Annotated in this window: 19 protein-coding genes; 11 read left to right on the forward strand and 8 right to left on the reverse strand. The window is 53.6% G+C overall.

What is annotated here, in order from left to right; genetic code table 11:
* Positions 1 to 99: 99 nt before the first annotated feature.
* The 6 genes from murJ to E1162_RS14800 form a co-directional block, all read right to left on the reverse strand.
* A complete protein-coding gene (gene murJ / locus E1162_RS14775; protein ID WP_155132447.1) occupies positions 100 to 1,662 on the reverse strand; it encodes a murein biosynthesis integral membrane protein MurJ in 1,563 nt (520 codons plus the stop codon).
* Positions 1,663 to 1,671: 9 nt separating this feature from the next.
* Positions 1,672 to 4,503, reverse strand: a complete 2,832-nt coding sequence (locus tag E1162_RS14780; RefSeq protein WP_155132450.1) for a [protein-PII] uridylyltransferase — start codon at positions 4,501 to 4,503, stop codon at positions 1,672 to 1,674.
* A gap of 104 nt (positions 4,504 to 4,607) precedes the next feature.
* Positions 4,608 to 4,979 carry a helix-turn-helix domain-containing protein gene (locus E1162_RS14785; protein ID WP_155132453.1) on the reverse strand — a complete coding sequence of 124 codons (372 nt, stop codon included), beginning with the start codon at positions 4,977 to 4,979 and terminating at the stop codon, positions 4,608 to 4,610.
* Positions 4,976 to 5,611, reverse strand: coding sequence for a Smr/MutS family protein (locus E1162_RS14790; protein WP_155132456.1), 636 nt, complete (start codon positions 5,609 to 5,611; stop codon positions 4,976 to 4,978). The genes E1162_RS14785 and E1162_RS14790 overlap by 4 nt, the downstream gene beginning before the upstream one ends.
* Complete coding sequence (mltA, locus tag E1162_RS14795; protein ID WP_155132459.1) at positions 5,608 to 6,606, reverse strand: murein transglycosylase A; 999 nt, start codon at positions 6,604 to 6,606, stop codon at positions 5,608 to 5,610. Before mltA ends, E1162_RS14790 begins: the two co-directional genes overlap by 4 nt.
* Before the next feature lie 107 nt (positions 6,607 to 6,713).
* Positions 6,714 to 7,451: a Tim44/TimA family putative adaptor protein gene (locus E1162_RS14800; protein WP_155132462.1), complete on the reverse strand. Its 738-nt coding sequence runs from the start codon at positions 7,449 to 7,451 to the stop codon at positions 6,714 to 6,716.
* A 260-nt stretch (positions 7,452 to 7,711) separates the two neighbouring features.
* Here E1162_RS14800 and E1162_RS14805 point away from each other — a divergent pair, with 260 nt between their 5' ends.
* From E1162_RS14805 to E1162_RS14830, 6 genes are all read left to right on the forward strand, one after another.
* Entirely contained in the window at positions 7,712 to 8,269 is a 558-nt protein-coding gene (locus E1162_RS14805) for an FxsA family protein (RefSeq protein WP_257099013.1), read from the forward strand.
* Positions 8,270 to 8,409: 140 nt separating this feature from the next.
* Positions 8,410 to 9,450 carry an acyltransferase family protein gene (locus tag E1162_RS14810; RefSeq protein ID WP_155132465.1) on the forward strand — a complete coding sequence of 347 codons (1,041 nt, stop codon included), beginning with the start codon at positions 8,410 to 8,412 and terminating at the stop codon, positions 9,448 to 9,450.
* A 124-nt stretch (positions 9,451 to 9,574) separates the two neighbouring features.
* Entirely contained in the window at positions 9,575 to 10,354 is a 780-nt protein-coding gene (locus E1162_RS14815; RefSeq protein ID WP_257099014.1) for a DUF2092 domain-containing protein, read from the forward strand.
* On the forward strand, positions 10,351 to 11,085 hold the full coding sequence (locus tag E1162_RS14820) for a hypothetical protein (protein WP_155132471.1): 735 nt from the start codon (positions 10,351 to 10,353) through the stop codon (positions 11,083 to 11,085). The genes E1162_RS14815 and E1162_RS14820 overlap by 4 nt, the downstream gene beginning before the upstream one ends.
* Before the next feature lie 108 nt (positions 11,086 to 11,193).
* Positions 11,194 to 14,124 carry a DNA polymerase I gene (gene polA, locus E1162_RS14825; protein ID WP_155132474.1) on the forward strand — a complete coding sequence of 977 codons (2,931 nt, stop codon included), beginning with the start codon at positions 11,194 to 11,196 and terminating at the stop codon, positions 14,122 to 14,124.
* A 151-nt stretch (positions 14,125 to 14,275) separates the two neighbouring features.
* A complete protein-coding gene (locus E1162_RS14830) occupies positions 14,276 to 15,079 on the forward strand; it encodes a glycosyltransferase family 2 protein (protein WP_155132477.1) in 804 nt (267 codons plus the stop codon).
* A gap of 79 nt (positions 15,080 to 15,158) precedes the next feature.
* Here the strand turns inward: E1162_RS14830 and E1162_RS14835 are convergent, their stop codons facing one another.
* Together E1162_RS14835 and hrcA are read right to left on the reverse strand one after the other, a co-directional pair.
* A complete protein-coding gene (locus E1162_RS14835; protein WP_371311957.1) occupies positions 15,159 to 15,965 on the reverse strand; it encodes a HesA/MoeB/ThiF family protein in 807 nt (268 codons plus the stop codon).
* A gap of 64 nt (positions 15,966 to 16,029) precedes the next feature.
* Entirely contained in the window at positions 16,030 to 17,097 is a 1,068-nt protein-coding gene (gene hrcA, locus E1162_RS14840) for a heat-inducible transcriptional repressor HrcA (RefSeq protein ID WP_371311958.1), read from the reverse strand.
* A gap of 220 nt (positions 17,098 to 17,317) precedes the next feature.
* On the opposite strand from hrcA, the gene rph reads away from it, so the two are divergent.
* From rph to E1162_RS14865, 5 genes are all read left to right on the forward strand, one after another.
* Positions 17,318 to 18,037, forward strand: a complete 720-nt coding sequence (gene rph, locus E1162_RS14845; protein ID WP_155132483.1) for a ribonuclease PH — start codon at positions 17,318 to 17,320, stop codon at positions 18,035 to 18,037.
* Positions 18,038 to 18,048: 11 nt separating this feature from the next.
* Positions 18,049 to 18,672, forward strand: a complete 624-nt coding sequence (gene rdgB, locus E1162_RS14850; RefSeq protein ID WP_155132486.1) for an RdgB/HAM1 family non-canonical purine NTP pyrophosphatase — start codon at positions 18,049 to 18,051, stop codon at positions 18,670 to 18,672.
* Positions 18,673 to 18,688: 16 nt separating this feature from the next.
* The gene (gene hemW / locus E1162_RS14855; RefSeq protein ID WP_155132489.1) at positions 18,689 to 19,852 is read left to right on the forward strand and encodes a radical SAM family heme chaperone HemW; all 1,164 of its coding nucleotides are present in this window, start codon (positions 18,689 to 18,691) and stop codon (positions 19,850 to 19,852) included.
* Positions 19,853 to 20,155: 303 nt separating this feature from the next.
* Positions 20,156 to 21,409 carry a polyhydroxyalkanoate depolymerase gene (locus E1162_RS14860; protein ID WP_155132492.1) on the forward strand — a complete coding sequence of 418 codons (1,254 nt, stop codon included), beginning with the start codon at positions 20,156 to 20,158 and terminating at the stop codon, positions 21,407 to 21,409.
* A 185-nt stretch (positions 21,410 to 21,594) separates the two neighbouring features.
* Positions 21,595 to 22,017 (forward strand): DUF2852 domain-containing protein, encoded by a 423-nt coding sequence (locus tag E1162_RS14865; protein WP_155132495.1) that lies wholly within the window; start codon positions 21,595 to 21,597, stop codon positions 22,015 to 22,017.
* Positions 22,018 to 22,131: the final 114 nt, after the last annotated feature.

A 22,131-nucleotide genomic window follows, 5' to 3' on the forward strand; every position in this document is an offset into this window, starting at 1 on the left:
TGCACCCTATGTGCAGAAAACAAGATGCTATATGAAGAACGGCGAGCCCGCGCGCAACAAAAATTGCAGCGAGTCACCGTTTTCTGAAAATGGACCTGCTTATTGTTTGCGCCGGCGCAGACGTTTGGCTTGTTCCTTTAGGTTAAAGGCGCCAGTCACTTGGGCTAGAACCGCAAAGGTGACCATGCCCACCAGCACCAAAATGCCAAGCTGCCCTGCCCGCACGATAAACAGCGGAGATGTCGCCATTGGCGCAAGGAAAACTGCAGCGGCATAAACGGCTGCGCCCATCAAAAGGCTGGCCAGCAGCAGCAGCGGAACGCGGCGCATCAAGGTTTTATCGGTCTGGAAATGGCCGCGCTTCCAAAGCACATAACCCAGCAGGCCTGTGTTGGCCCAGCCAGCAACCGACGTTGCAACGGCAATGCCCACATGCTGAAGGTACGGGAACAAAGCGATAGAAAGCACCACGTTCACGACCATGGAAACGCCTGCAAAATACATTGGCGTTTTGGTGTCTTCGCGAGAGAAGTAGCCCGGTGACAGCACCTTGTTGAGCACAAAGGCCGGAAGACCGACAGCAAACGCCATCAGCGCCGTTGCGGTGTTAGCAACCGCTGCACTGTCGAATTGGCCGCGCTCGAAGAGAACCGAAATGATTTCCGTTGGAATTACAACCAGCGCAACAGCGGCAGGCAGGGTGAGCGCTAGAGCGAACTCAAAGGAGCGGTTCTGGGTGTCCATGAGCGCTTGAACATCACCAGAGCGCAGCTGACGGGTCAGGCTTGGAAGCAGTACAACGCCAATGGCAACGCCCACTGTACCAAGTGGCAGCTGATAGATGCGGTCTGCGTAGTAAAGATAAGCGTTTGCGCCTTCCTGCAAGGAGGCGATGATGGTGCCAACGGTAATGTTGATCTGGGTAATGCCGCCAGCAATAACGCCCGGAATACCAAGAGCCAGCAAGCGCTTAACGCCTTTCGTCATACGGGGGCGTTTGATAGGCACGGAAAAGCCGATACGGCGCATGTCAAAAGCAACAAAGGCAAGCTGAACAAGACCGGCAAACGAAACACCGCACATCAAAATGATACCGGTGAGCTGGTCAGGCGCACGGTCGGAAAGGCCGATACCTGCCAGAACGAGGATCATCACCACATTCAGCATAACAGGCGCCAGTGCCGCTGCAGCAAAGCGCTGGTAGGTGTTCAAAATGCCGGAGATAAACGCCAGCAGTGACATGAACAGCAGGTATGGAAAGGCGATGCGCGACATCAACACGGTGAGGTCGAACTTTGTCGGGTCTTCAAAGTACCCCGGCGCCAGCAGGAACACCAAAGCCGGCATGAAGAGCTCGGCAACTGCGGTTACAACAACAAGCGTCCAGAACAGCGCTGCAGCAATCTCGCCAGCAAACTGGCGCGCGCCCTTCTTGCCCTCTTCTTCTACTGAGCGGGCAAACAGCGGAATAAAGGCGGAGTTGAACGCCCCTTCCGCAAACAGGCGGCGGAAGAGGTTTGGCAAGCGAAAGGCCACCACAAACGCATCCGCCACAGGTCCGGTACCCACAAAGGCAGCCAACAGCATGTCACGAATGAAACCGAGTAGGCGGCTCAACATTGTAGCGCCGCCTACTGTGGCAAAGTTCTTAATCAGGCTCATAAAGTATGTTTAGCTCGCCAATTTATGTGGCCGCCCGCCGCGTGGCTTTGGAGCAGGCTCGGCATCTGCACCGTCAAAGGCAATGCGCATGGTATCGCGTATGACTTCCTGACGGCCCACGTTGCTGATTTTGTCTCCCATTAGATCAGTTACATAGAACACGTCCACCGCCCTCTCGCCAAAGGTCACAACATGTGCCGAGGCAATGTTGAGGTTAAGGGCGGAAATGGCTTTGGTGAGGTCATAAAGAAGGCCCGGTCGGTCAAGACCCGATACTTCGACCACCGTGTAGTCCTCGGACCATGAGTTGCTCACGTGCACGGTGGTTTCAATATCAAACGCCTTACTCTTGGAGTTGGTCGCCTTTTTCACCTTAGCAGCGCTGACAACCGGCTCCTTGCCCTGCAGAGCCTGCTCAATCAGCTCGCCAATGCGCTCACCGCGGCGGCGCTCGTCCTCATCCTCCGGCAGTTCGCGGCGAACGAAAATGGTGTCCAGCGCCAGCCCGTTGGTGGTGGTGTCGATCTGCGCATCAACAATATTGGCGCCAGCGGCAAAGCAGGCATGAGCGATAATGGAAAGCAGGCGCGGATGATCGGGCGCCAGAACGGTGATTTCCGTGACCGCCTCGAACGAGTGCGGCTGTACGCGGGTTGCCAGCAAATTACCCTTGGCTTCCGTATCGCGGATCATCTGGGCGTGGCGCAACTTGCTGTCCAGATCGCCGCGCAGCCAGTAGGCGCGGTAATGCTTTCCCATGTATTCTTCGCGCTGCTTGGCGTTCCAGCGCTTTTTCTTAAGCGCTTCATCCAGTTCGCTTTTGATCATCTCAACGCGCTGGTTATGGCTCATGGCGCTGTGACCGCCGCTCAAGATGGTCTCGCTCTCGTAGTAGAGCGTGCGCAGCAACTGGCCCTTCCAGCCGTTAAAGACGCCCGGACCTACAGCGCGGATATCGGCAACGGTGAGGATGAGCAGCAGCTTCAGGCGCTCAAGGCTCTGCACCTTGTTGCAGAAATCTTTGATGGTCTGCGGGTCGTTGAGATCACGCGACTGCGCCACCGTGCTCATTTCCAGATGATGCTCAATGAGCCAAGCAACGGTATCCGTTTCGGATCCGGAAAGACCTAGGCGCGGACATACCTTTCTGGCAATGCGCGCACCTGCAATGGAGTGGTCCTCAGGCCGGCCCTTGGCGATATCATGCAGCAACATCGCAACATACAAAACGCGGCGGCTCGGCACGGTTTTGATAAGATCAGTCGCCAGAGGATGATTATCCCCCCCCAGACCGCGTTCGATTTCCGACAGCACGCCAATGGAGCGGATGAGGTGCTCGTCTACGGTGAAGTGGTGATACATGTTGAACTGCATCATCGCGATCACCTTGCCAAACTCCGGTACAAAGCGGCCCAGAACGCCCGCTTCGTTCATTTTGCGCAAGACAGGTTCAGGGTCACTACGCGAGCACAGCACCTTCATGAACAGGCGGTTCGCCCCTTCATCCTGACGCAATTCCGTGGTGATCAGCTTCAAAGAGCGTCGGATCAGCTTCAGCAGCTCAGGGTGAATGTCGAGATTGTGCGTGTCGAGCAGCACGAAAACGCGAAGCAGATTGGTCGGGTCACGCTCGAAGATATTCTCATTCGCCGCAACGATACGCCCGTTCTCGTCGTAAAAGTCTTTGGTGCCCTTAATCGTGGTGCGACGGCGCAGCTTGCCCGGCACAATGCGCTCGATGAAGCGGGAAATACCCGGCGCCTGCTTAACGTGTTGCTCTTCAAGCGCGGCGGAGAACACGCGGGTGAGATCACCCACATCCTTTGCAACGAGGAAGTAGTGCTTCATGAAGCGCTCAACGTTCTGCTGGCCCGGATGGTCCTTGTAGCCAAGGCGGGTGGCGATCTCGCGCTGAACGTCAAAGGTCAGGCGGTCTTCCGGCCGCTTGGTAAGAAAATGCAGGTGGCAGCGAACAGCCCAGAGAAAGTCTTGGGATTTGCGGAAGCTGTTGAGCTGTCGGCGGGAATAAACGCCCTTCTCCACCAGTTCCGAGCCGTTGCGCACACGGTAGAAGTATTTGCCGATCCAGAACAGGGTGTTGAGGTCGCGCAGACCGCCCTTACCCTCTTTGACGTTCGGTTCCACCAGATAGCGGGAGACACCGTGACGGGCGTGACGTTCATCGCGCTCGGCAAGCTTTGCGGCAATAAACTCGGGCCCAGAGCCTGCGATAACCTCCTTATCAAAGCGCTCCACCAGCGTTTCGTAGAGCGAAAGATCGCCCCAGACATAACGCGCCTCAAGCACGGCGGTGCGGATGGTCATATCATCGCGTGCCTGCTTGATGCATTCGTTAAGGCTGCGGGTGGAGTGGCCCACTTTGAAACCCATGTCCCAAAGCATGTAAAGGATGTATTCAACGATCTGGTCGCCCCACGCGGTTTGCTTGTAGGGCCAGACAAACAGCAGATCGATATCCGACTGCGGCCCAAGCGTTGCGCGGCCATAACCGCCAACGGCAATCACGCTGATGCGTTCTGCCTTGGTCGGGTTCTTGTTGGGATAAACGTAGGTGGTCGCAAACTCGTAGATCACCTGAATGAGCAAGTCTTGCAGACCCGATAGGCGCTCGGCGCAACGCCGTCCGCTGCCATCATCCAGAAGCATCTGCTCAATTTCGGCGCGGCCCGCTTTGTTCAGCTCTTTCAAACGGGAAAGAACAGCACTGCGCACTTTGGGGCTGGAGCCATCGCCGCCATGCTTTTCAATCAGCGCTGCGAACTCTTCAAGAACAGCAGGTGGCTCTAAAAGGTGTGAAATCTTTAGTGCGGCAGGTGTCATAACGGCGCGTCCATTCCCTGTGGGGCTACTGCGGCTTGCGAAAGCGCAGACCTCTTGAATGTCCTGCGTTATTTTATGTTTTGCAAGCCCGTAGGGCTATGTGTTTACACGTTGTCCTTGGCGCAAACAACACGTAGCTGGTGCAAAAGGTGGTCAATAGACTCTTCGGAGAGGCCGCTGATTTTCATTGCCACCATGTTGGTGAGTTCAGTGGCGTTGGGGCTAAGGCCGCCGGTATCAATGGTCACGCGTGGGTCAGAAAGCTCGGCAAGACGTTGCAGCTCTTCAGCCTCGTCCCAAATCACGTTGAAATAGGTGATGATGCGCTGAACCATATACCAAGTTGGTGTGCCGCGCTTGCCGTGTTCAAGGGCAGACAGATAGGCGCTGGAAACCGAAAGGGCTTCCGCCATCTCTTTCAGCGTCCTGTTGTTTTTCTTTCGCAGTTCCCGAACTTTGGCTCCAAATGGTGTCATGAGTAATCTCTGGATGAATTCCTGCGCTTGCGAATTTGAACATAAATTGCCCCCTCACCGCCATGGGTAAGATGAGCTTCTTCAAATCCTAGCACCAACTGGCGAAAATCCGGAGCTGAAAGCCAGTGTGGAACCATACGTCGCAACACGCCGCGATCATCGCCAAAGGAAAAGCCCTTCGCGCGGCTGCCTTTACCTGTGATGACAAGCACCAAGGAATAGCCGGAAACCTGCGCGTGATGCAAAAACCCGCGCAGCCGATCATGGGCCTGCTGCTGGGTATAGCCGTGCAGATCAAGACGGCCATCGATAGTGCGTCCGCCGACCTTGGTGACCTTTTTGCGCTCTCTGCGGTGCATGGTGACCAGAGGCGGAATGGATGGAACGGCAGGTTTTGGTGCTCGCAAGGCAGCAGAAGAAACGTGAACCTTCGCTTCGGCCTTGGCCTTTTTAGCTGCGTTTATCTCGGCTGGTGTTGGCTCTGGCACATGCGGAACAAGGTCTTCCTGATTGAACGCCTCACCCTCTGGGTGCATTGGGGTAACCGAGGTTGTTACCCGCTGCCATAGGAGCCGGTCCGACGCAGAAAGGTGCTTGCGCCGCCTTCTATTGTTGTTGTTATTCATTGTCATGCGTTCGGTCCGTACCCTGCCAAGATTGGCTTGGGGCGAAATACAATAAAGCGCGCCTCGTGTTTTATGCGGCCCGCCAGATCTCCTGCCTCAATTCCCTCGCCTGTATATATGTCCCCTCGCGCTGGGCCAACAATGGCAGAGCCCGTATCCTGCGCAATCATTAGTCGCTGGAACTTTTTTTCCAGACCAAACGCCCAGGGCAGCCGCGTCTGCACAAAGATCGGCATGCCGTAAGGGTGCAGGTTGCGGTCAATTGCCAGCGATCGCATTGCGGTTAGCGGTATGCCAGCGCCTCCTTTGGGTCCACCGTCTTCATCGTCTAGCGAGAAGAAGATATAGCTTTCGTTCTGGCGCAGCAGCCCATCTCTTTGATCAGGGTTAGCGTCCAGCCAATCGCGAATGGCCTGCATGGACATAGCCTCGCGAGAGACCTCGCCGCGCTCGATGAGAATACGCCCGATGGGCGTGTAAGGATGACCGGATTTACCGGCAAAGCGTAGTTGGCGTGCGCTGCCGTCTTCCAGCCTCAAGCGGGCCGAGCCTTGGATTGCGATAAAAAACGCATCGGCAGGGCTTTCAAGCCACACCAGCTCCAGACCCTTGCCGTCAAGCGCTCCGTCCATCACCGCCGCGCGGTTTGGCAGCTGCTTCATGCCCTCAGGTAGCCCGTGAAGGGGAACCGAAAAGCGGCGGCTTGGCGTAAGAGATGCGGTGACCTCCGGCTGGTAATAGCCGGTCACGAACCCATCGTGATCAACAAGTTCGGGTTGGAAGTGGTTTTCAAAAAACATCCGCGCGCGCACATCATCAAGCGGGCCAAGAGATGTGGCTCGGCGGCAGATTTCAAGAAACTCTTGTTTTTGCGTGCCCTCCCAGAAGTGCTGCAGCGACTGGGCGTTTTTGCACTGGGCCATGAACACGGAAAAGGCCGCGGAATGATCTTCCGCAGCCCAACCGTCAATATTCTCGAACTTTATAGAATGGCTTTTCATCTTGCTTGGCTTGGCGCGCTCCCCTGCCTCAACTGTTACTGCTGAAAGCAGGACTAACAAAGCGCTTCCGAGTATGCCGCGCAGGCTGAACCAGCCGCACGAGAAAATCATTCTGCCGATTCAGTTGCCACAAGTTTCCAGTTTGGATTGTTGGAGCCCAGTTCACGGCTGAAGGTCCAGATGTCGGTCACTTCGCTCACCTGAGTCGGGTCACCATCAACAATGTGGCCTTCTTCGTCCTTGGTCGCGGAGATCAACTGTGCTTTCAATCGAACAGTAATCTGCGCAACGTTGCCGGTCAGGTCTACGTCCGAAATGGCTGCCTTATCGATGCCGATAAAGGTCGAATCGACAGTTTCCTTGCGGGATTCTCGTTCGTTGATCGCGCCAACAAAACCATCAAACACTTCATCGGAAAGCAGACCCTTCAAGGTCTTGCGGTCGCCATGGGCAAACGCAGTGATGATCATCTCATAGGCAGCGCCTGCGCCTTTGATGAACTCTTTCGGATTGAAGTTAGGCTCGAATTTGAGAATCTCGTGAAGTTTCTCGTTGCTTGGTGATCCTGCAGGAGCAACCTGATTGATGGCTGCCTCGATTTCATCGCGGCTTTCATCATAAACGCGTGCATTGCCGGTTTTTTCATTACCTGGCAGCGGAATGACATTGTCGCCATTACCGTTTGCGCGCTTTTCAGGTTCCTTCTTTTCTCCGCGTGCGGAGTATGGATCATATGGCGGCCGCTCGTTCCCTGTCCGTTTTCCAAGTACGGAGCGGAGACGAAGGAAGATAAAAACAGCTGCTACGAGAAAAATAATATTGGTTACGTCAAAAATCTCGCTCATGTCACGTCGCCGACCGGTCCTATTCTACAACGCCGCAACCGATATTTGTTGCAGCCCGCCTGTTCATTTAGTTTGGCTCTAACGCTTTTTACAGCCTCTGTCACTAATTTAAGGTTTCTACGCGCAACTTCCAGTGATTTCCGGATTGTACCTTAGACGGGGCACCAAACTTTAATGTCCTTGGGGAAATAATCTAAGAAATCGTACTAGAGTTTGTTGTTTTTCGCTGATTACACTCGAAAAACAACAGTGCAGCGCCTATGTTCGGGAAAACGGATTATAAAAGCGAAGCCATGCCAATTGGATTGATCTTACTTGCTGCCTTTATTCTGCTGCCAACGATTGAAATTTATCTTTTCATCGAGGTCGGCAGTGAAATCGGCGCTATTCCAACAATTCTGCTTACAGTAGCAACTGCAGCAGCCGGTTCTCTCATGTTGCGCCATCAAGGGCTTTCGCTTTTGATGCGAATGCGCTCGGAGATGGATGCAGGACGTGTGCCGGGTGACGAGCTGATGCAGGGCGCCCTCATCGTGGTTGCCGCTATCATGTTGCTCATCCCGGGATTCTTCACCGATGCCATCGGTTTACTGCTGTTTATTCCGCCAGTACGCGCAGCAGTTGGCCGCTTTTTGGCTGCCCGCGTTGATATGCGCACGGTGAACATCAAAACCTCGCAAAGCTACAAGCGCGATAGCGGTGTTGTAGACCTTGACGAAGGTGAGTGGTCTAGCTCTGAAGATCGCGATGGCCGCCGCAATGGCCCATCCAATGGTCAGGACCGCATTAGCCCGTGGCGTGACGATAAAACCGACTGACAAATAGAGCTGGAGCCTGCTGTCAGGCTCCGGTTAACTGTAACAATAATTTGATCATGTCCCCGACCCCTCCAAAGATATACCTAGTGCAGTTTAGAAAAGCTGTAAAAATTCAATAATTGATTCTGGTGGGGTTATTCATGGAACGAGCATCGGCGGCAGCGCGGATCGACTGGGTCGATTATGCCAAAGGCTTCTGCATCATTTTGGTTGTCATGATGCACTCCACCTTGGGTGTTGGAGCTGCAATCGGTGAAACCGGCTGGATGGGCGCAATCGTTGCTTTTGCTGCGCCTTTCAGAATGCCGGACTTTTTTATGATCTCCGGCTTGTTCCTCGCAAATGTCATCAATCGCGACTGGCGCTTGTATCTGGACCGTAAGCTGGTCCACTTTTTCTATTTCTACGCCCTGTGGCTGACCATCCAGTTTGCACTGAAACTACCATCGTTTGCCGGTGAATACGGCTGGAACGAAGCGCTGCTGATGTATCCAATGGCGTATCTTCAGCCCTTTGGTACCCTTTGGTTTATCTACATTCTGCCGATCTTCTTTGTGCTGACTAAACTGCTGCATCAATTCAAGGTGCCTTGGCAGGTGACGTTGGCTGTTGCAGCTATTGCGCAAATCGCCACCATTCACACAGGCTGGCTGCTGCTTGATGAAACGGCGGGACGTTTTGTGTTCTTCTTCGCCGGTTATATCTTTGCCTCCAAGATTTTTGAGTTGGCCGCTTGGGTGCGTGCCAATGCGCTAAAGGCGCTTGCTCTGCTAGCGCTTTGGGGACTGGTGAACGGAACCGTCGTCTTTGCCGGTTATTCGCAGCTGCCGTTCGTGTCTCTCGGTTTGGGTGCGCTTGGCGCTTTTGCTGTGATTTGCGTTTCGGCGCTGCTAGCCGATGTTCACCGCCTCGGTTTCTTGCGGTACTGCGGTCAGCGCTCTATCGCGGTTTATCTGGCCTTCTTCTTCCCCATGGCAGTGACCCGCACGGTCTTGATCAAGCTCGGCGTTGTGCCAGACGCAGGGACTTTGTCTTTGCTCGTAACAAGCGCTGCTGTCGTCGGTCCGCTGATCTTGTGGTGGCTTATTGAAAAAACCGGCTTTGGCGCCTTCCTTTTTGAGCGGCCGCAATGGGCCTACATCGCCCGTTCTCCAAGAGCTGCGGCAGAACCAGCACAATAAACTGACGCAGCGTTAGAGCTTCTTTACCTGCTTCATCTATAGTCCTTGTTAGCGGCTTGGCCTTACGGGTCAGGTCGCTGGCCGCTTGGCATCACCAAGAACCACAAGAACAATGGACTTGCCAATGATGAGCTGGATAAAGGCGGGCGTGAGCGCTCTGCTGCTGTGCTTTATTCTTTCTCTTCCCTTTGCGGGGGCGAACGCCAACCCGACCATACAAAGGCAGGATGAGAAGGCATTGAAGATGCTTTCTGATTTGCTGGAGCTGTTTCGCAATACCGAAAAAATGCAGTTCACGGTGAATGCCAGTGAAGAGCGTGTATTCAAAGATCTGGTCCCCCTCAACTTCACCTACCAGTATTCGGTAAAACTGGAGGGAGAGGATAAGATCAAGATTGAGCTGCCTCGCGTGAACGGTCTGAGCCAGCTCTTCTATTTCGACGGCATCATGAGCTACTACGATGTCACGAGGAACCTTTACACCGAGGGCGACTTTACCGGCGATTCCGGTAGTTTGGTGAAGGTTCTGCGCGATGAGTTCCAGCTCTCCTTCCCCGGTCTGGACATCATCAATCGCAATCTTTCCAATACCATCAATAACTGGACCAACACCGCGCTTTATGTGGGGCGGGAGTTACTGCCAGAAGGCGTTGCCCATCACTTGGCGTTCTTCAGTCAGGATATCGATTGGCAGATCTGGATTTACGAGGACACCGGCCTGCCGGGTTATCTGATCCTCTCCTACAAACTTCTGGACGGGCTACCACAAACCCATGTGCGCTACAGTGGTTGGAACTTGAAGCCAACCTTCAAGGACAATGAGTTCCGCTTTGATCCACCTGCAGGCGCAAGCCAGTTCGCCCTGCCCGACTTCGGCAAGAAAGTAAGGGGGACGCAGCAATGAAGAAGTTTCTCTGTATCGTGATGGCGGGAACCAGTGTGGCCTTTGCTGCTTATGCACTCACCACCATCGATGAACCGCTTGCCGATCTCTCCGCGATTGCTGCGCCGCGCTACTTTGCAAAGATCGACGTTGCCCCGCCGCCAAAGCCCGAAAGAGCCATTGACGGAAATGGATCTGTTTTGTTTTCTGAAACCGTCGCCAAGACCAGCACGGCGCTTGGCTCGTTCTGGGATAACAAGAACCGCCGCGTTCAAGCGCAAGGCAATTCCCTTGTCTCGGTCTTCGACCACAAAGCGGAAGCGGGAGCCACTGACATTCAAAGCGCCTCGAATTTCTTCTTTGGCGGCTATGACGAAGGTGTTCTTTATGAGCTTCCGCAGACCTGCATGGTTTTAAAGCCACCAGCGCCGCTAATGTCATCGGGCAAAGCAGATGCACCGGAGCAAAAGGTGAAAGAGCTGAAGAAGCTTCCAGAAGGCGTAAAAGTCAAAGCTGGCAAACTTACAGCCAAAACGCAGGTGAAGGAGCCGCCGCGCAAACCGGTTTTGGTTCCCGTCGTCGCTGAGCAAAGCCACGAGGCGTTTTTGGAGGCCATCGAAAACCTGCCGGTTGAGGAGCAATCCCTTCGCGAGTTCTTCGCCATTCATAAAGGGCAATTGGTGTTTGAGTGTGAGGGTATTCGTTACCGTCCGGTTCTCATAAATAACCAGTCAGGTTTCCAGCCGATTTGACGAAACGCTATGCGCGCGCCGGCGCGCGCATGCAACCAGATAAAAAAGTTAGCTTGATAGCGCAGTTCGCCTCTTTTCAAGCGCCGCCTGCGCGGGCATGATCCGCCCATGTCCACGTCATCCATAGCCCCAGCGCTTAACGAGAACGATCACCTGATTTTGGTCGATGGTTCCACCTTCATTTTCCGCGCGTATCACGCGCTGCCTCCGCTTACCCGTAAGCCGGATGGCTTGCCTGTTGGCGCAGTTTCCGGCTTCTGCAATATGATCTGGAAGCTGATCCAAGAAGGCCCGTCAAAAGAAATTGGCGAAAGGGCAACTCACCTTGCTGTGATCTTCGATAAGTCCGGCAAGACGTTCCGCAATGACTTTTACCCTGAATACAAAGCGCATCGTCCGCCGCCGCCGGAAGATCTTATCCCGCAGTTCGGCCTAATCCGAGAAGCGACCCGCGCGTTTGGCCTGCCTGCTATCGAGCAGGAAGGCTATGAAGCTGACGATCTGATCGCCACCTACGCCCGTCAGGCTGCAGCTGCTGGTGCTAAGGTGACAATCGTCTCTGGTGACAAGGACTTGATGCAGCTTGTTACCGAGCGCATTGGCCTTGTTGACACCATGAAGAACAAGGTAATCGGCGCTCCGGAAGTTTTTGAAAAGTTCGGCGTCGCGCCAAACAAGGTCGTGGAAGTGCAGTCTCTTGCTGGCGACAGCGTGGATAATGTTCCCGGTGTTCCGGGCATCGGCCTGAAGACGGCAGCGCTTCTTATCAACGAGTTTGGCGATCTGGATACGCTTCTGGAACAAGCCGAAACCATCAAACAGAAAAAGCGCCGCGAGAACCTGATCGAGTTTGCCGAGCAAGCTCGGATCTCCCGCCGCCTCGTACAGCTGAAAGAGGATGTGCCGGTTGAGGTTGAGGTGGAAAGCTTCTCCTGCTGCAACGTGGACGGCCCAACGGCAGTTGGCTTCCTCAAGGCGATGGGCTTTACCAGCCTGACCCGCAAAGTCGCGGAGTTCTGCGGTTCTGAAGCTGATGCTATCGAGGCCGTTGACGTTCCTGTTGTTGGTTTTGAAGCTGCTGCAAAAGCAGAGGATAAGCCTGCGGACAAAGAGGGGATTGCTGAGGACAAAAACTGGAGCCCATCCGCTCTTGTTGAGCGTATAAAAGCGCAGCAGTCAGCTAATCCTGTAGATCGTTCCGCATACGAAACAGTTTCAACGGTGGAACAACTCCAAGCGTGGATTTCTGTTGCTTATGAAACCGGTTATGTCGCGGTTGATACCGAAACCGATGATCTCAACGCCATGCAGTCCGGCCTTGTTGGCGTATCGCTGGCAACGGCTGCTGGCAAAGCCTGCTACATCCCGCTCGCCCATGTCGATGGGGAAGGCGACCTTCTCGGCGGCGGTGCGCTTGTCAGCGGCCAGATCCCGATGAGCGAAGCGCTCGATCTCCTCAAGCCGATGTTGGAAGACCCGTCTGTTCTGAAAATCGCTCAGAACATGAAATACGACTGGCTGGTTCTGTCGCGCTACGGCATTGAAATGGCGCCGTTTGATGACACGATGCTGCTCTCCTACGTGCTGGATGCAGGCGTCGGCGGCAATGGCATGGACGAGCTGTCAGAACGTTGGTTGGGTCATACACCAATCCCGTTCAAGGATGTGTGCGGTTCCGGTAAGTCGCAGATTTCGTTCGACAAAGTTCCACTTGATAAGGCAACAGAGTACGCTGCAGAAGACGCAGATGTTACCCTTCGCCTCTGGGAAATTCTGAAACCACGTCTTGCTTCTGAAGGTATGGCAACCGTTTACGAGCGCCTTGAGCGCCCGATGGTTGAAACGCTTGCGAAGATGGAGCGCCGCGGCGTTGCGATCGACCGTCAGATCCTTTCGCTTCTTTCTGGCGAGTTTGCGCAAAAAGCAGCAGCGCTGGAAGCGGAAATTCACGAGATTGCGGGCGAACCGTTCAACGTTGGCAGCCCTAAACAGCTTGGTGAAATTCTGTTTGCGAAAATGGGTCTTCCGGGCGGCAAGAAGACTAAAACGGGCGCGTGGTCTACCTCTGCATCGGTGCTGGATGATCTGGCAGCTGAAGGCCACGAACTGCCAAGCAAGATTGTCGACTGGCGTCAGCTTTCCAAGCTGAAATCCACCTATACCGACGCATTGCCGGGCTTTATCAATCCGCAAACCGGCCGTGTTCACACCTCCTTCTCACTGGCGGCAACGACAACGGGTCGCTTGTCTTCTTCTGAACCGAATGTGCAGAACATTCCAATCCGCACCGAGGAAGGTCGCAAGATCCGCAAAGCGTTTATTGCTGAGAAAGGCTTTAAGCTGATTTCAGCTGACTATAGCCAGATCGAGTTGCGTATCCTTGCTCACATGGCAGATATTCCGCAGCTCAAGCGTGCCTTCGCAGAAGGGCTGGACATTCACGCGATGACGGCCTCTGAAATGTTCGGTGTGCCGATTGAAGGTATGGATCCGATGGTGCGCCGTCAGGCAAAGGCCATCAACTTCGGTATCATCTATGGCATCTCTGCGTTTGGCCTTGCCAACCAGCTGGGCATTTCACGCGGTGAAGCGGGTGATTACATCAAAACCTACTTCGAGCGGTTCCCGGGGATTCGCGATTACATGGAAGAAACCAAAAAGTTCGTCCATGCAAACGGTTACGTGGAAACTATTTTTGGCCGCAAAGCGCACTATCCAGATGTGAACACAAAGAACCCGAACATGCGTCAGTTCTTTGAGCGTGCCGCTATCAACGCCCCTATTCAGGGCTCGGCTGCTGATATTATCCGCCGCGCGATGGTGCGGATGGACGACACGCTGGAGAACGCAAAGCTGGATGCGAAAATGCTGCTTCAGGTGCACGACGAATTGATCTTTGAGGTGCCGGAAGATCAGGTTGATGCAACCAAAGCCTTGATCGTTTCGGAGATGGAACGAGCTGCGGAGCCTGCAGTTAAACTCTCCGTGCCGCTAAAAGTAGAAGCAGAAGCTGCTGATAACTGGGACGAGGCGCACTAGCGCCTCTCCACTCCCAAATGCGCAGGCGGCATAGAGGTTAATTGTAATCTCTTTGCCACCTCTAACTATCGCAACTAATGTGATGGTCAATACATGGCTATGCCAGCCACACTTATTCAGTTTGGCACTTCAAAACGCTAGAAGAACTTCGATGTCTGACAAAAGCATTCCAAATAACAAGTTACCAATTTCGGTTTTCATCATTACCAAGGATGAAGAAGACCGGATTTTGATGGCGATTGACAGTGTTAAAGACTGGGTAGACGAGATCATTGTTGTTGATTCAGGGTCTACTGACCGAACAACCCAAATAGCAGAAGAAGCGGGCGCGAAGGTCTATTTCAACGAATGGAATGGCTATGGCGAGCAAAAGCGCTTTGCGGAAGATCAGTGTCGGAATACGTGGCTTTTAAACATCGACGCCGATGAGGCAATTAGCCGAGATTTGGCGTCGGAGATCCAAAATCTGTTTCGGCCATTACCGGAAAAGGACATCTACAAGGTACATATTGTCGATGTTTTTCCGCATGAAAAAACAGCGAAAAAGTGGGCTTACGGTTATTGGCAATATCGTTTGTACAACAGAGAAAAAGGCCGCTTTTCTTCTTCCAGCGTTCATGACACCGTAAGGCCCGATAAAGACGCGACTATTGGGGTATTAAAAGGCAAGATGGATCACAGGTCTCAAAGGTCGATCCAGTTTGTTGTCGAAAAAATGAACCGTTATTCCGACATGCAGCTAGATGATATGATCGCTAAGGGAAGACACATATCAGCCTTCAGACTCTTCACGGAGTTTCCTGTCGCATTCTTCAAAAGCTACTTCATCCGCCGCGCGTTTTTGTACGGCGGCTGGGGAATTGTAATCGCCAACAACTACGCGTTTTCCAGATTCATCCGGATAGCCAAATACTATCAATACACTTTGAATAAGAATGCTGGCGAACAGAACTAGGAAGCAAACCTAGCTTTTAGGGAATGCATGCAGCAGTTCAGGCCGAGTTGGTCTCAAACTTTAAATAGCCTAGAGGGGATTACCCCTCTAGCATTTCTGCCCAGCTCTGCGGTTTGTCGCCGTTGAGAGGATTTTTCTTCGAGTGTTTGTAGCGGATGGTGTCAAACGCCATTGTGTAGGTGTCGATCAGGAGCAGCCTGCCTAGAAGGCCTTCGCCAAAGCCAACAATCTCTTTGATGGCTTCTAGCGCCTGCAATGAGCCCACTACACCTGTGAGAGCGCCAAGAACACCTGCTTGAGAGCAAGTTGGCACAGTGCCTTCCGCCGGTGCGTTAGGAAACAGGCAGCGATAGGTTGGGTTGGGTTTGCCTGCCTCATCACACTCATATGGCCTCAATAGCGTCAAAGAGCCATCGAATTGACCGACTGCGCCTGTTACCAGCGGCTTTTGCGCAAAGAAACACGCATCGCTGACGAGATAGCGGGTTGCGAAGTTATCCGATCCATCAATCACCAGATCAAACGCCGAGACTAGCTGCATGGCGTTTTGGCCGGTGATGCGGGTCGGCAGCGGTTCTACTTTTACGTTGGGGTTCAGGCGTGCAATGGCTTCTGCTGCGCTGGCGACCTTGGGTTCGCCCAGCTGATCTGTATCATGAATGATCTGCCGCTGTAGGTTGGATAGGGATACATAGTCATCGTCAACGATGCCAAGTGTGCCAACGCCAGCAGCCGCTAGATACTGCAGAACCGGCGCGCCTAGTCCTCCGGCTCCAATGACCAGAACGCGAGCTGATTTCAGTTTCAGCTGGCCCGGTCCTCCAACATCACGAAGCACAATATGGCGCGCATAGCGCTCCAGTTCAGCTGGGCTAAGAGCTTCCACTGTCTCAAACTCCAATTTGCACGTTCTTCTTTGCTTTCAGATCATTAAAGCGAAAGTGCACGTTTTAACCAAGTATACGGCTCACAAGGCGGGCGGTGTAATCAACCATCGGTATCACGCGGGCGTAATTGAGCCGCGTAGGTCCGATCACGCCCAGCACACCGATAATCCGCTGTTCGCTATCGCGATAAGGAGACACTACCAAAGAGGAACCGGAGAGGGAAAACAGCTTGCTTTCTGATCCAATGAAAATTCGAACCCCTTCACCGTCTTGGGAAGATTCCAGAAGCTGAATAAGGTCGTTCTTGTTCTCAAGGTCATCAAACAGCATGCGTATGCGCTCAAGGTCTTCCGCAGCATCGAGATCTTGAAGCAGATTGGAGCGACCCCGAACAATGAGGTTGGGCTTATCTGAGCGCTCGCCAGCCCAAACCGCAACACCTGTATCTACGACCTTGGATGTTAGCCGGTCCAGCTCTGCCTGATTTTCGTTTCGTAAGCGTTCCAATTCCGACTTTGCCTCGGTTAAGGTGCGATTTCGAATGACGGAATTGAGATAGTTTCCAGCTTCGGTGAGCGCTGATTGCGGCAGACCGGGTGGCAAGTCGATGATACGGTTTTCAACGGCACCATCTTCGTTCACCAACACAACAAGGGCTTTCAATGGCTCGATACGCACAAACTCTACATGGCGCAGTGTTGCATCGCGCTTGTGGGCCAGAACAACCCCTGCCCCTCGGCTAAGGCCGGAAAGCATCTGGCTGGCTTCGGTGAGAATTTGCTCTGGTGACTTCTTGTCTTGGGAGGCTTTTACTTGAATGGCGATCTGCTGGCGCTCTTCCTTTGTGAGATCGCCCACCTCCAAAAGACCATCGAGAAAGAGACGTAAGCCCGTCTCCGTCGGAAGACGTCCTGCGCTGGTATGGGGAGAATAAAGCAGCCCCATATGCTCCAAGTCTGACATCACATTGCGAATGGAGGCAGGAGAAAGCGGCTTGGTCAGCCCTCGCGCCAGATTGCGCGATCCCGTGGGTTCACCGGTATCCAGATAATTATCAACGATCCTGCGGAAAATCTCGCGAGAGCGCTCGTCAAGATCACGAATTGGAACGGATGGAGGGCCGATGGTCACTGGGAATTGGTTCCTGAAACTGCTTTACAAGGTGGGATAGTAACCCAACAGGAAGTGCAGACACAATCTAGCTCATGACCACTGGGAAAACTGCAGTGCTCTAGCGGAATTAAAGGGAAGAACGAGAGGAAAGCGAAAGCTTCCTTTGCGCTTCGCAGAATGGGGCGCTACAAGTCGGTTAACAAGTGAATTGAGCTGAAAAATCGAAACGGAGTTGGTTTTGAAACGTCCATCAAATCGCGCACCGGAAGAAATGCGTCCGGTAACACTGGAACGCGGTGTAACTAAGCACGCAGAAGGTTCCTGCCTTGTGAAGTTTGGCGACACCCATGTGCTGTGCACCGCTAGCTTGGAAGAGCGCGTTCCGCCGTGGTTGCGTGGTCAAAACCGTGGTTGGGTAACAGCTGAGTATGGCATGCTGCCACGCTCTACCCACGACCGTATGCGCCGTGAGGCTTCCTCCGGCAAACAATCTGGCCGTACGCTGGAAATCCAGCGCTTGATCGCCCGTTCCCTGCGCGCTGTTGTGGACCTGAAGGCTCTTGGCGAGCGCCAGATCACCATCGACTGTGACGTTATTCAGGCTGACGGCGGTACCCGCACAGCATCGATCACCGGTGCTTGGGTTGCTCTGCACGACTGTCTGAAGTGGATGGAAGCGCGTGAGATGGTGAAGGTTGAAAACGTGCTGAAAGACCACGTTGCTGCTATCTCCTGCGGCATCTACGAGGGCGTTCCGGTTGCAGACCTTGACTATGACGAGGATTCTTCTGCTGACACCGATGCAAACTTTGTTATGACCGGCAAAGGCGGCCTTGTAGAAATTCAGGGTACTGCTGAAGGTGAGCCGTTCTCCGAGGAAGAGTTCCTCAAGCTGATGGGCCTTGCCAAGAACAGCATCGGCAAGTTGGTCGAGCTGCAAAAACTCACCGTTCTTTAAGAGAGACGAGTATGAGCCACAGAAAACTAGAGCCCGGCCGCCTTGTTCTGGCTACCCACAACAAGGGCAAGCTTAAGGAAATTCAGGATCTCTTGGCACCGCACGGCTACGAAGTCATTTCGGCAGCCGAGCTGGACCTCCCTGAACCGGTTGAAGACGGAGACACGTTCGAAGCAAATGCGCTTATCAAAGCAGCGGCGGCGGCAAACGCCTCTGGTTTGCCAGCACTTGCTGACGATAGTGGGTTCTGTGTGAAGGCGCTTAACGACGCCCCTGGCATTTACTCCGCCCGCTGGGCTGGTCCTACCAAGGACTTTTCTGTGGCAATGCAGGCGGTAGAGGATAAGCTGCTAGAAGCTGGCGCTACCTCTACCGCCGATCGCGCCTGTTACTTTGTTGCCGTACTGTGCCTTGCATGGCCAGATGGTCATGCCCAGTACTACCGCGGCGAAGTGCACGGAACCGCGATCTGGCCGCCAAAGGGCCTTGAAGGTTTCGGCTATGATCCTATGTTCCAGCCAGATGGTTTTGAAAGAACCTTTGGTGAAATGACATTGGCAGAAAAGCAAGGCGTCGGGGCGAGCCTGTCCCACCGCTCACGTGCGTTCGACCTGTTCAAGGCCGACTGCCTCTAACTTCAAAAAGCAAAAAATGACTGTGCAACCGGACGGCGGATTTGGAATCTATGTGCATTGGCCCTTCTGTTTGGCCAAATGCCCGTATTGTGACTTTAACTCACACGTTCGCCACCAGCCGGTTTCACAGCAAGCTTATGCTGACGCTCTCATCAAAGAGCTTTCGTGGTTTGCCGAGCAGACCAAGGGGCGTGAAGTTGGCTCTATCTTCTTCGGCGGAGGTACACCTTCGCTGATGGAACCGCAAACGGTTGCCGCCATTATCGACGCGATTGCCGACAAATGGTCGCTTGCGCCAAGCGCTGAAATTTCCATGGAAGCTAATCCCACCAGCGTGGAGGCAAACCGGTTCGCCGGTTATCGCGCAGCCGGTGTAAACAGGCTTTCGGTGGGTATTCAGGCGCTTAACGATCGTGATTTGAAGATCCTTGGCCGCCAGCATAACGTAGCTGAGGCTATCCGCGCCGTAGAGACCGCGCGAAAGACGTTCCCGCAGATTTCTTTTGATCTCATCTATGCTCGCCCGGAACAAACCTTGGAAGGCTGGCGCGAGGAGATCAATTTAGCGATTGATTTGGCTGCTGATCACCTTTCCATGTACCAGCTGACAATCGAGGAAGGCACCATGTTCCACCGCCTCTATGCGGCTGGAAAAATGGATATCCTCGATCCGGATAAAGCGGCGGATCTTTATGATTTGACGCAGGAAATCACCGCACAGCGCGGCCTACCCGCCTATGAGGTTTCCAACCATGCCGCGCCTGGCTCCGAGTGCAAGCACAATCTCGTTTATTGGCGCTATGGTGATTATGTCGGCGTAGGGCCCGGTGCCCACGGGCGCATCACCCGTGAGGACGGCAGCAAGCTGGCGACCTCTATGGAAAAGCACCCTGAAACGTGGATGGGCCTTGTCGATAGCGCTGGCATTGGCGTCACCGAGTCCTTTGATCTGACCACAGAAGAGCAAGGCGATGAAATGCTGCTAATGGGGCTGCGCCTTGTCGAGGGGCTGGATGTACCGCGCTATGAAGCGCTGTCTGGCCGCACCTTCAACCAGCGCCGCCTTTCCCAGTTGCAGGAAAATGGCATGGTGGAGTGGATTGGCAATACCCGCCTTAGAGCAACGCCGCAGGGTATGTGCCTACTTAACGCTGTGCTGGGTGAGTTGGTCTCAGACTAGCTCCATTACTCTTCTTTCGAGCTGCAGAATTCCCATCGTATTTGGGTGGAAATAGTTGCGTAGCCTAAAATGGCTGCTTCTATTTGTGCGTTGCACATTAATGGTTTTTCCAGATATTCACAGATAGACCCGCGTATTGACGCTATAATACGCGCTAAAACCTTGACCAATCACCATTCGACTATCCTATATGTTGAGGTTCTAAGTGATTAAACCTAAGAATTTTGCAGTGCACTAAGCGGGAGGCTGCTGCCATAGAGCAGTAATAGGGCACGAGCGGCATCACGAGCGGAGGCGTACCAGTTGCTTTATTACCAACTCTACGAGCTAAATCACGCAGCCCTTACGCCAATGCGCGCCGTTGCTGATGCAACCCGCATGTACTTCAAAAACCCGCTAAACCCAGCAACGCACACCTACCTTGGCCGCAATATCGCCGCGTCCTGCGAGCTTCTGGAGCGCATGACCCGCCGGTATAGCAAGCCTGAGTTCGGGCTGGATAGCACAGTGGTATCGGGCGAGCGGGTGGCGGTGGTTGAAAATACCGTTTGGTCGAAGCCGTTCTGCGATCTTGTCCATTTTGAACGCCAGACCACTCGAAAGCGCCGTCAGGACCCGAAAATTCTGGTTGTCGCGCCAATGTCCGGCCACTTCGCTACGCTGCTGCGCGGCACCGTAGAGGCGCTTCTGCCTGACCTTGAGGTCTTTATCACCGATTGGCAGGATGCGCGGCAGGTGCCGGTGACAGATGGGCAATTCGATCTTGATGATTACATCGACTACATCACCGAGATGCTGGAGTTCTTGGGTCCGAACACACATGTTTTAGCGGTCTGCCAGCCATCGGTTCCGGTTTTTGCTGCTGTTTCCCTGATGGAGGAAGACAAAAATCCGTGCGCTCCGGCGACCTTGACCATGATGGGCGGGCCGATTGATACCCGTGAAGCGCCGACAGCGGTCAACGACCTTGCCATGGAAAAGGGGATCGACTGGTTCCGCAGCCATGTCATTATGACTGTGCCGTTCCCGCATATGGGTATGATGCGCGAGGTTTATCCGGGCTTTTTGCAGCTCTCCGGCTTTATGAGTATGAATCTGGACCGCCATCTGGTTGCCCATCGTGATTTCTTCCAGCATCTGGTGGAAGGTGATGGTGATAGCGCGGAAAAGCACCGCGACTTTTACGATGAATACCTTGCGGTGATGGATTTGACTGCCGAGTTCTATCTGCAAACCGTCGAGACCGTGTTTATTGAGCACTCGTTGCCGAGAGGCATCATGCGCCATCGCGGGCGTTTGGTGGATCCGTCTAAAATCACCCGTACGGCGATTTTCACCGTGGAAGGGGAAAAGGACGATATCTCCGGCATCGGCCAAACCAAGGCTGCCCATACGCTAACGCCAAATCTTTCTGACGATAAACGCGCGCACTATGAGCAACCCGGCGTTGGTCATTATGGGGTGTTCAATGGTTCGCGGTATCGCTCGGAAATTGCTCCGCGTATTCTTGATTTCATCAAGACCCATAAAACGCTTGCCGATGAAGTCACCATGTAAACGTAGTTTTAAATAATAAAACAAAGCGCTTACGTCTTCATTTGGTAAAAGTGAATGTTCCTATGTGGTTATGCATGGTTACGTTCGCAAGTGCGAAGTTCTTAAATAAAAATAATATGCAAAAACACTTGAATCCTACCTTAGGGCAACTAACTCAATACTTGTGTTAGATTAAGGAGGAAAGAATGGCGTTGTCCAACACAATCCGGCCCGAGTGGAATCCGGTGATGATCGGATTGATGATACTTGGATTTATTATTGCCTGGCCTCTCGGCTTACTTGTGATCGCCTATATTATCTGGGGTGATCAGTTTCCAGCCTTTAAGCAGGACGTAAAGCGTTGCTGGAAAGACAGTCCGTTTTCTGAAAGCACCACTTACACCCGTAGTGGCCGCACCGGAAACGCGGCGTTCGACGATTACCGCGAACAGGAGCTGGAGCGCTTGGAAGAAGAGCGTAAGAAGCTGGATGCGATGCGTGAAGACTTTGACAAGTACATGAAGGAGCTTCGCCGCGCACGGGATAAGGAGGAGTTCGACCGGTTTATGGCTGCTCGCAAGGGCCGTCCAGCGGGACACCCTTCCGAGGCTGAAGGCTTCTCCGGCTAAAACAACGGCCGGAACTATAGTTAGAAGACGCGGCGCAATCCGCGTCTTTTTTGCCTTTTAGGGGCAAAGGATGTACAGCATGGATGAGCAGATCCCTGCGCTTAGCCACATTGT

The organism is Pseudovibrio flavus, from assembly GCF_009711345.1.
GTDB lineage: Bacteria > Pseudomonadota > Alphaproteobacteria > Rhizobiales > Stappiaceae > Pseudovibrio > Pseudovibrio flavus.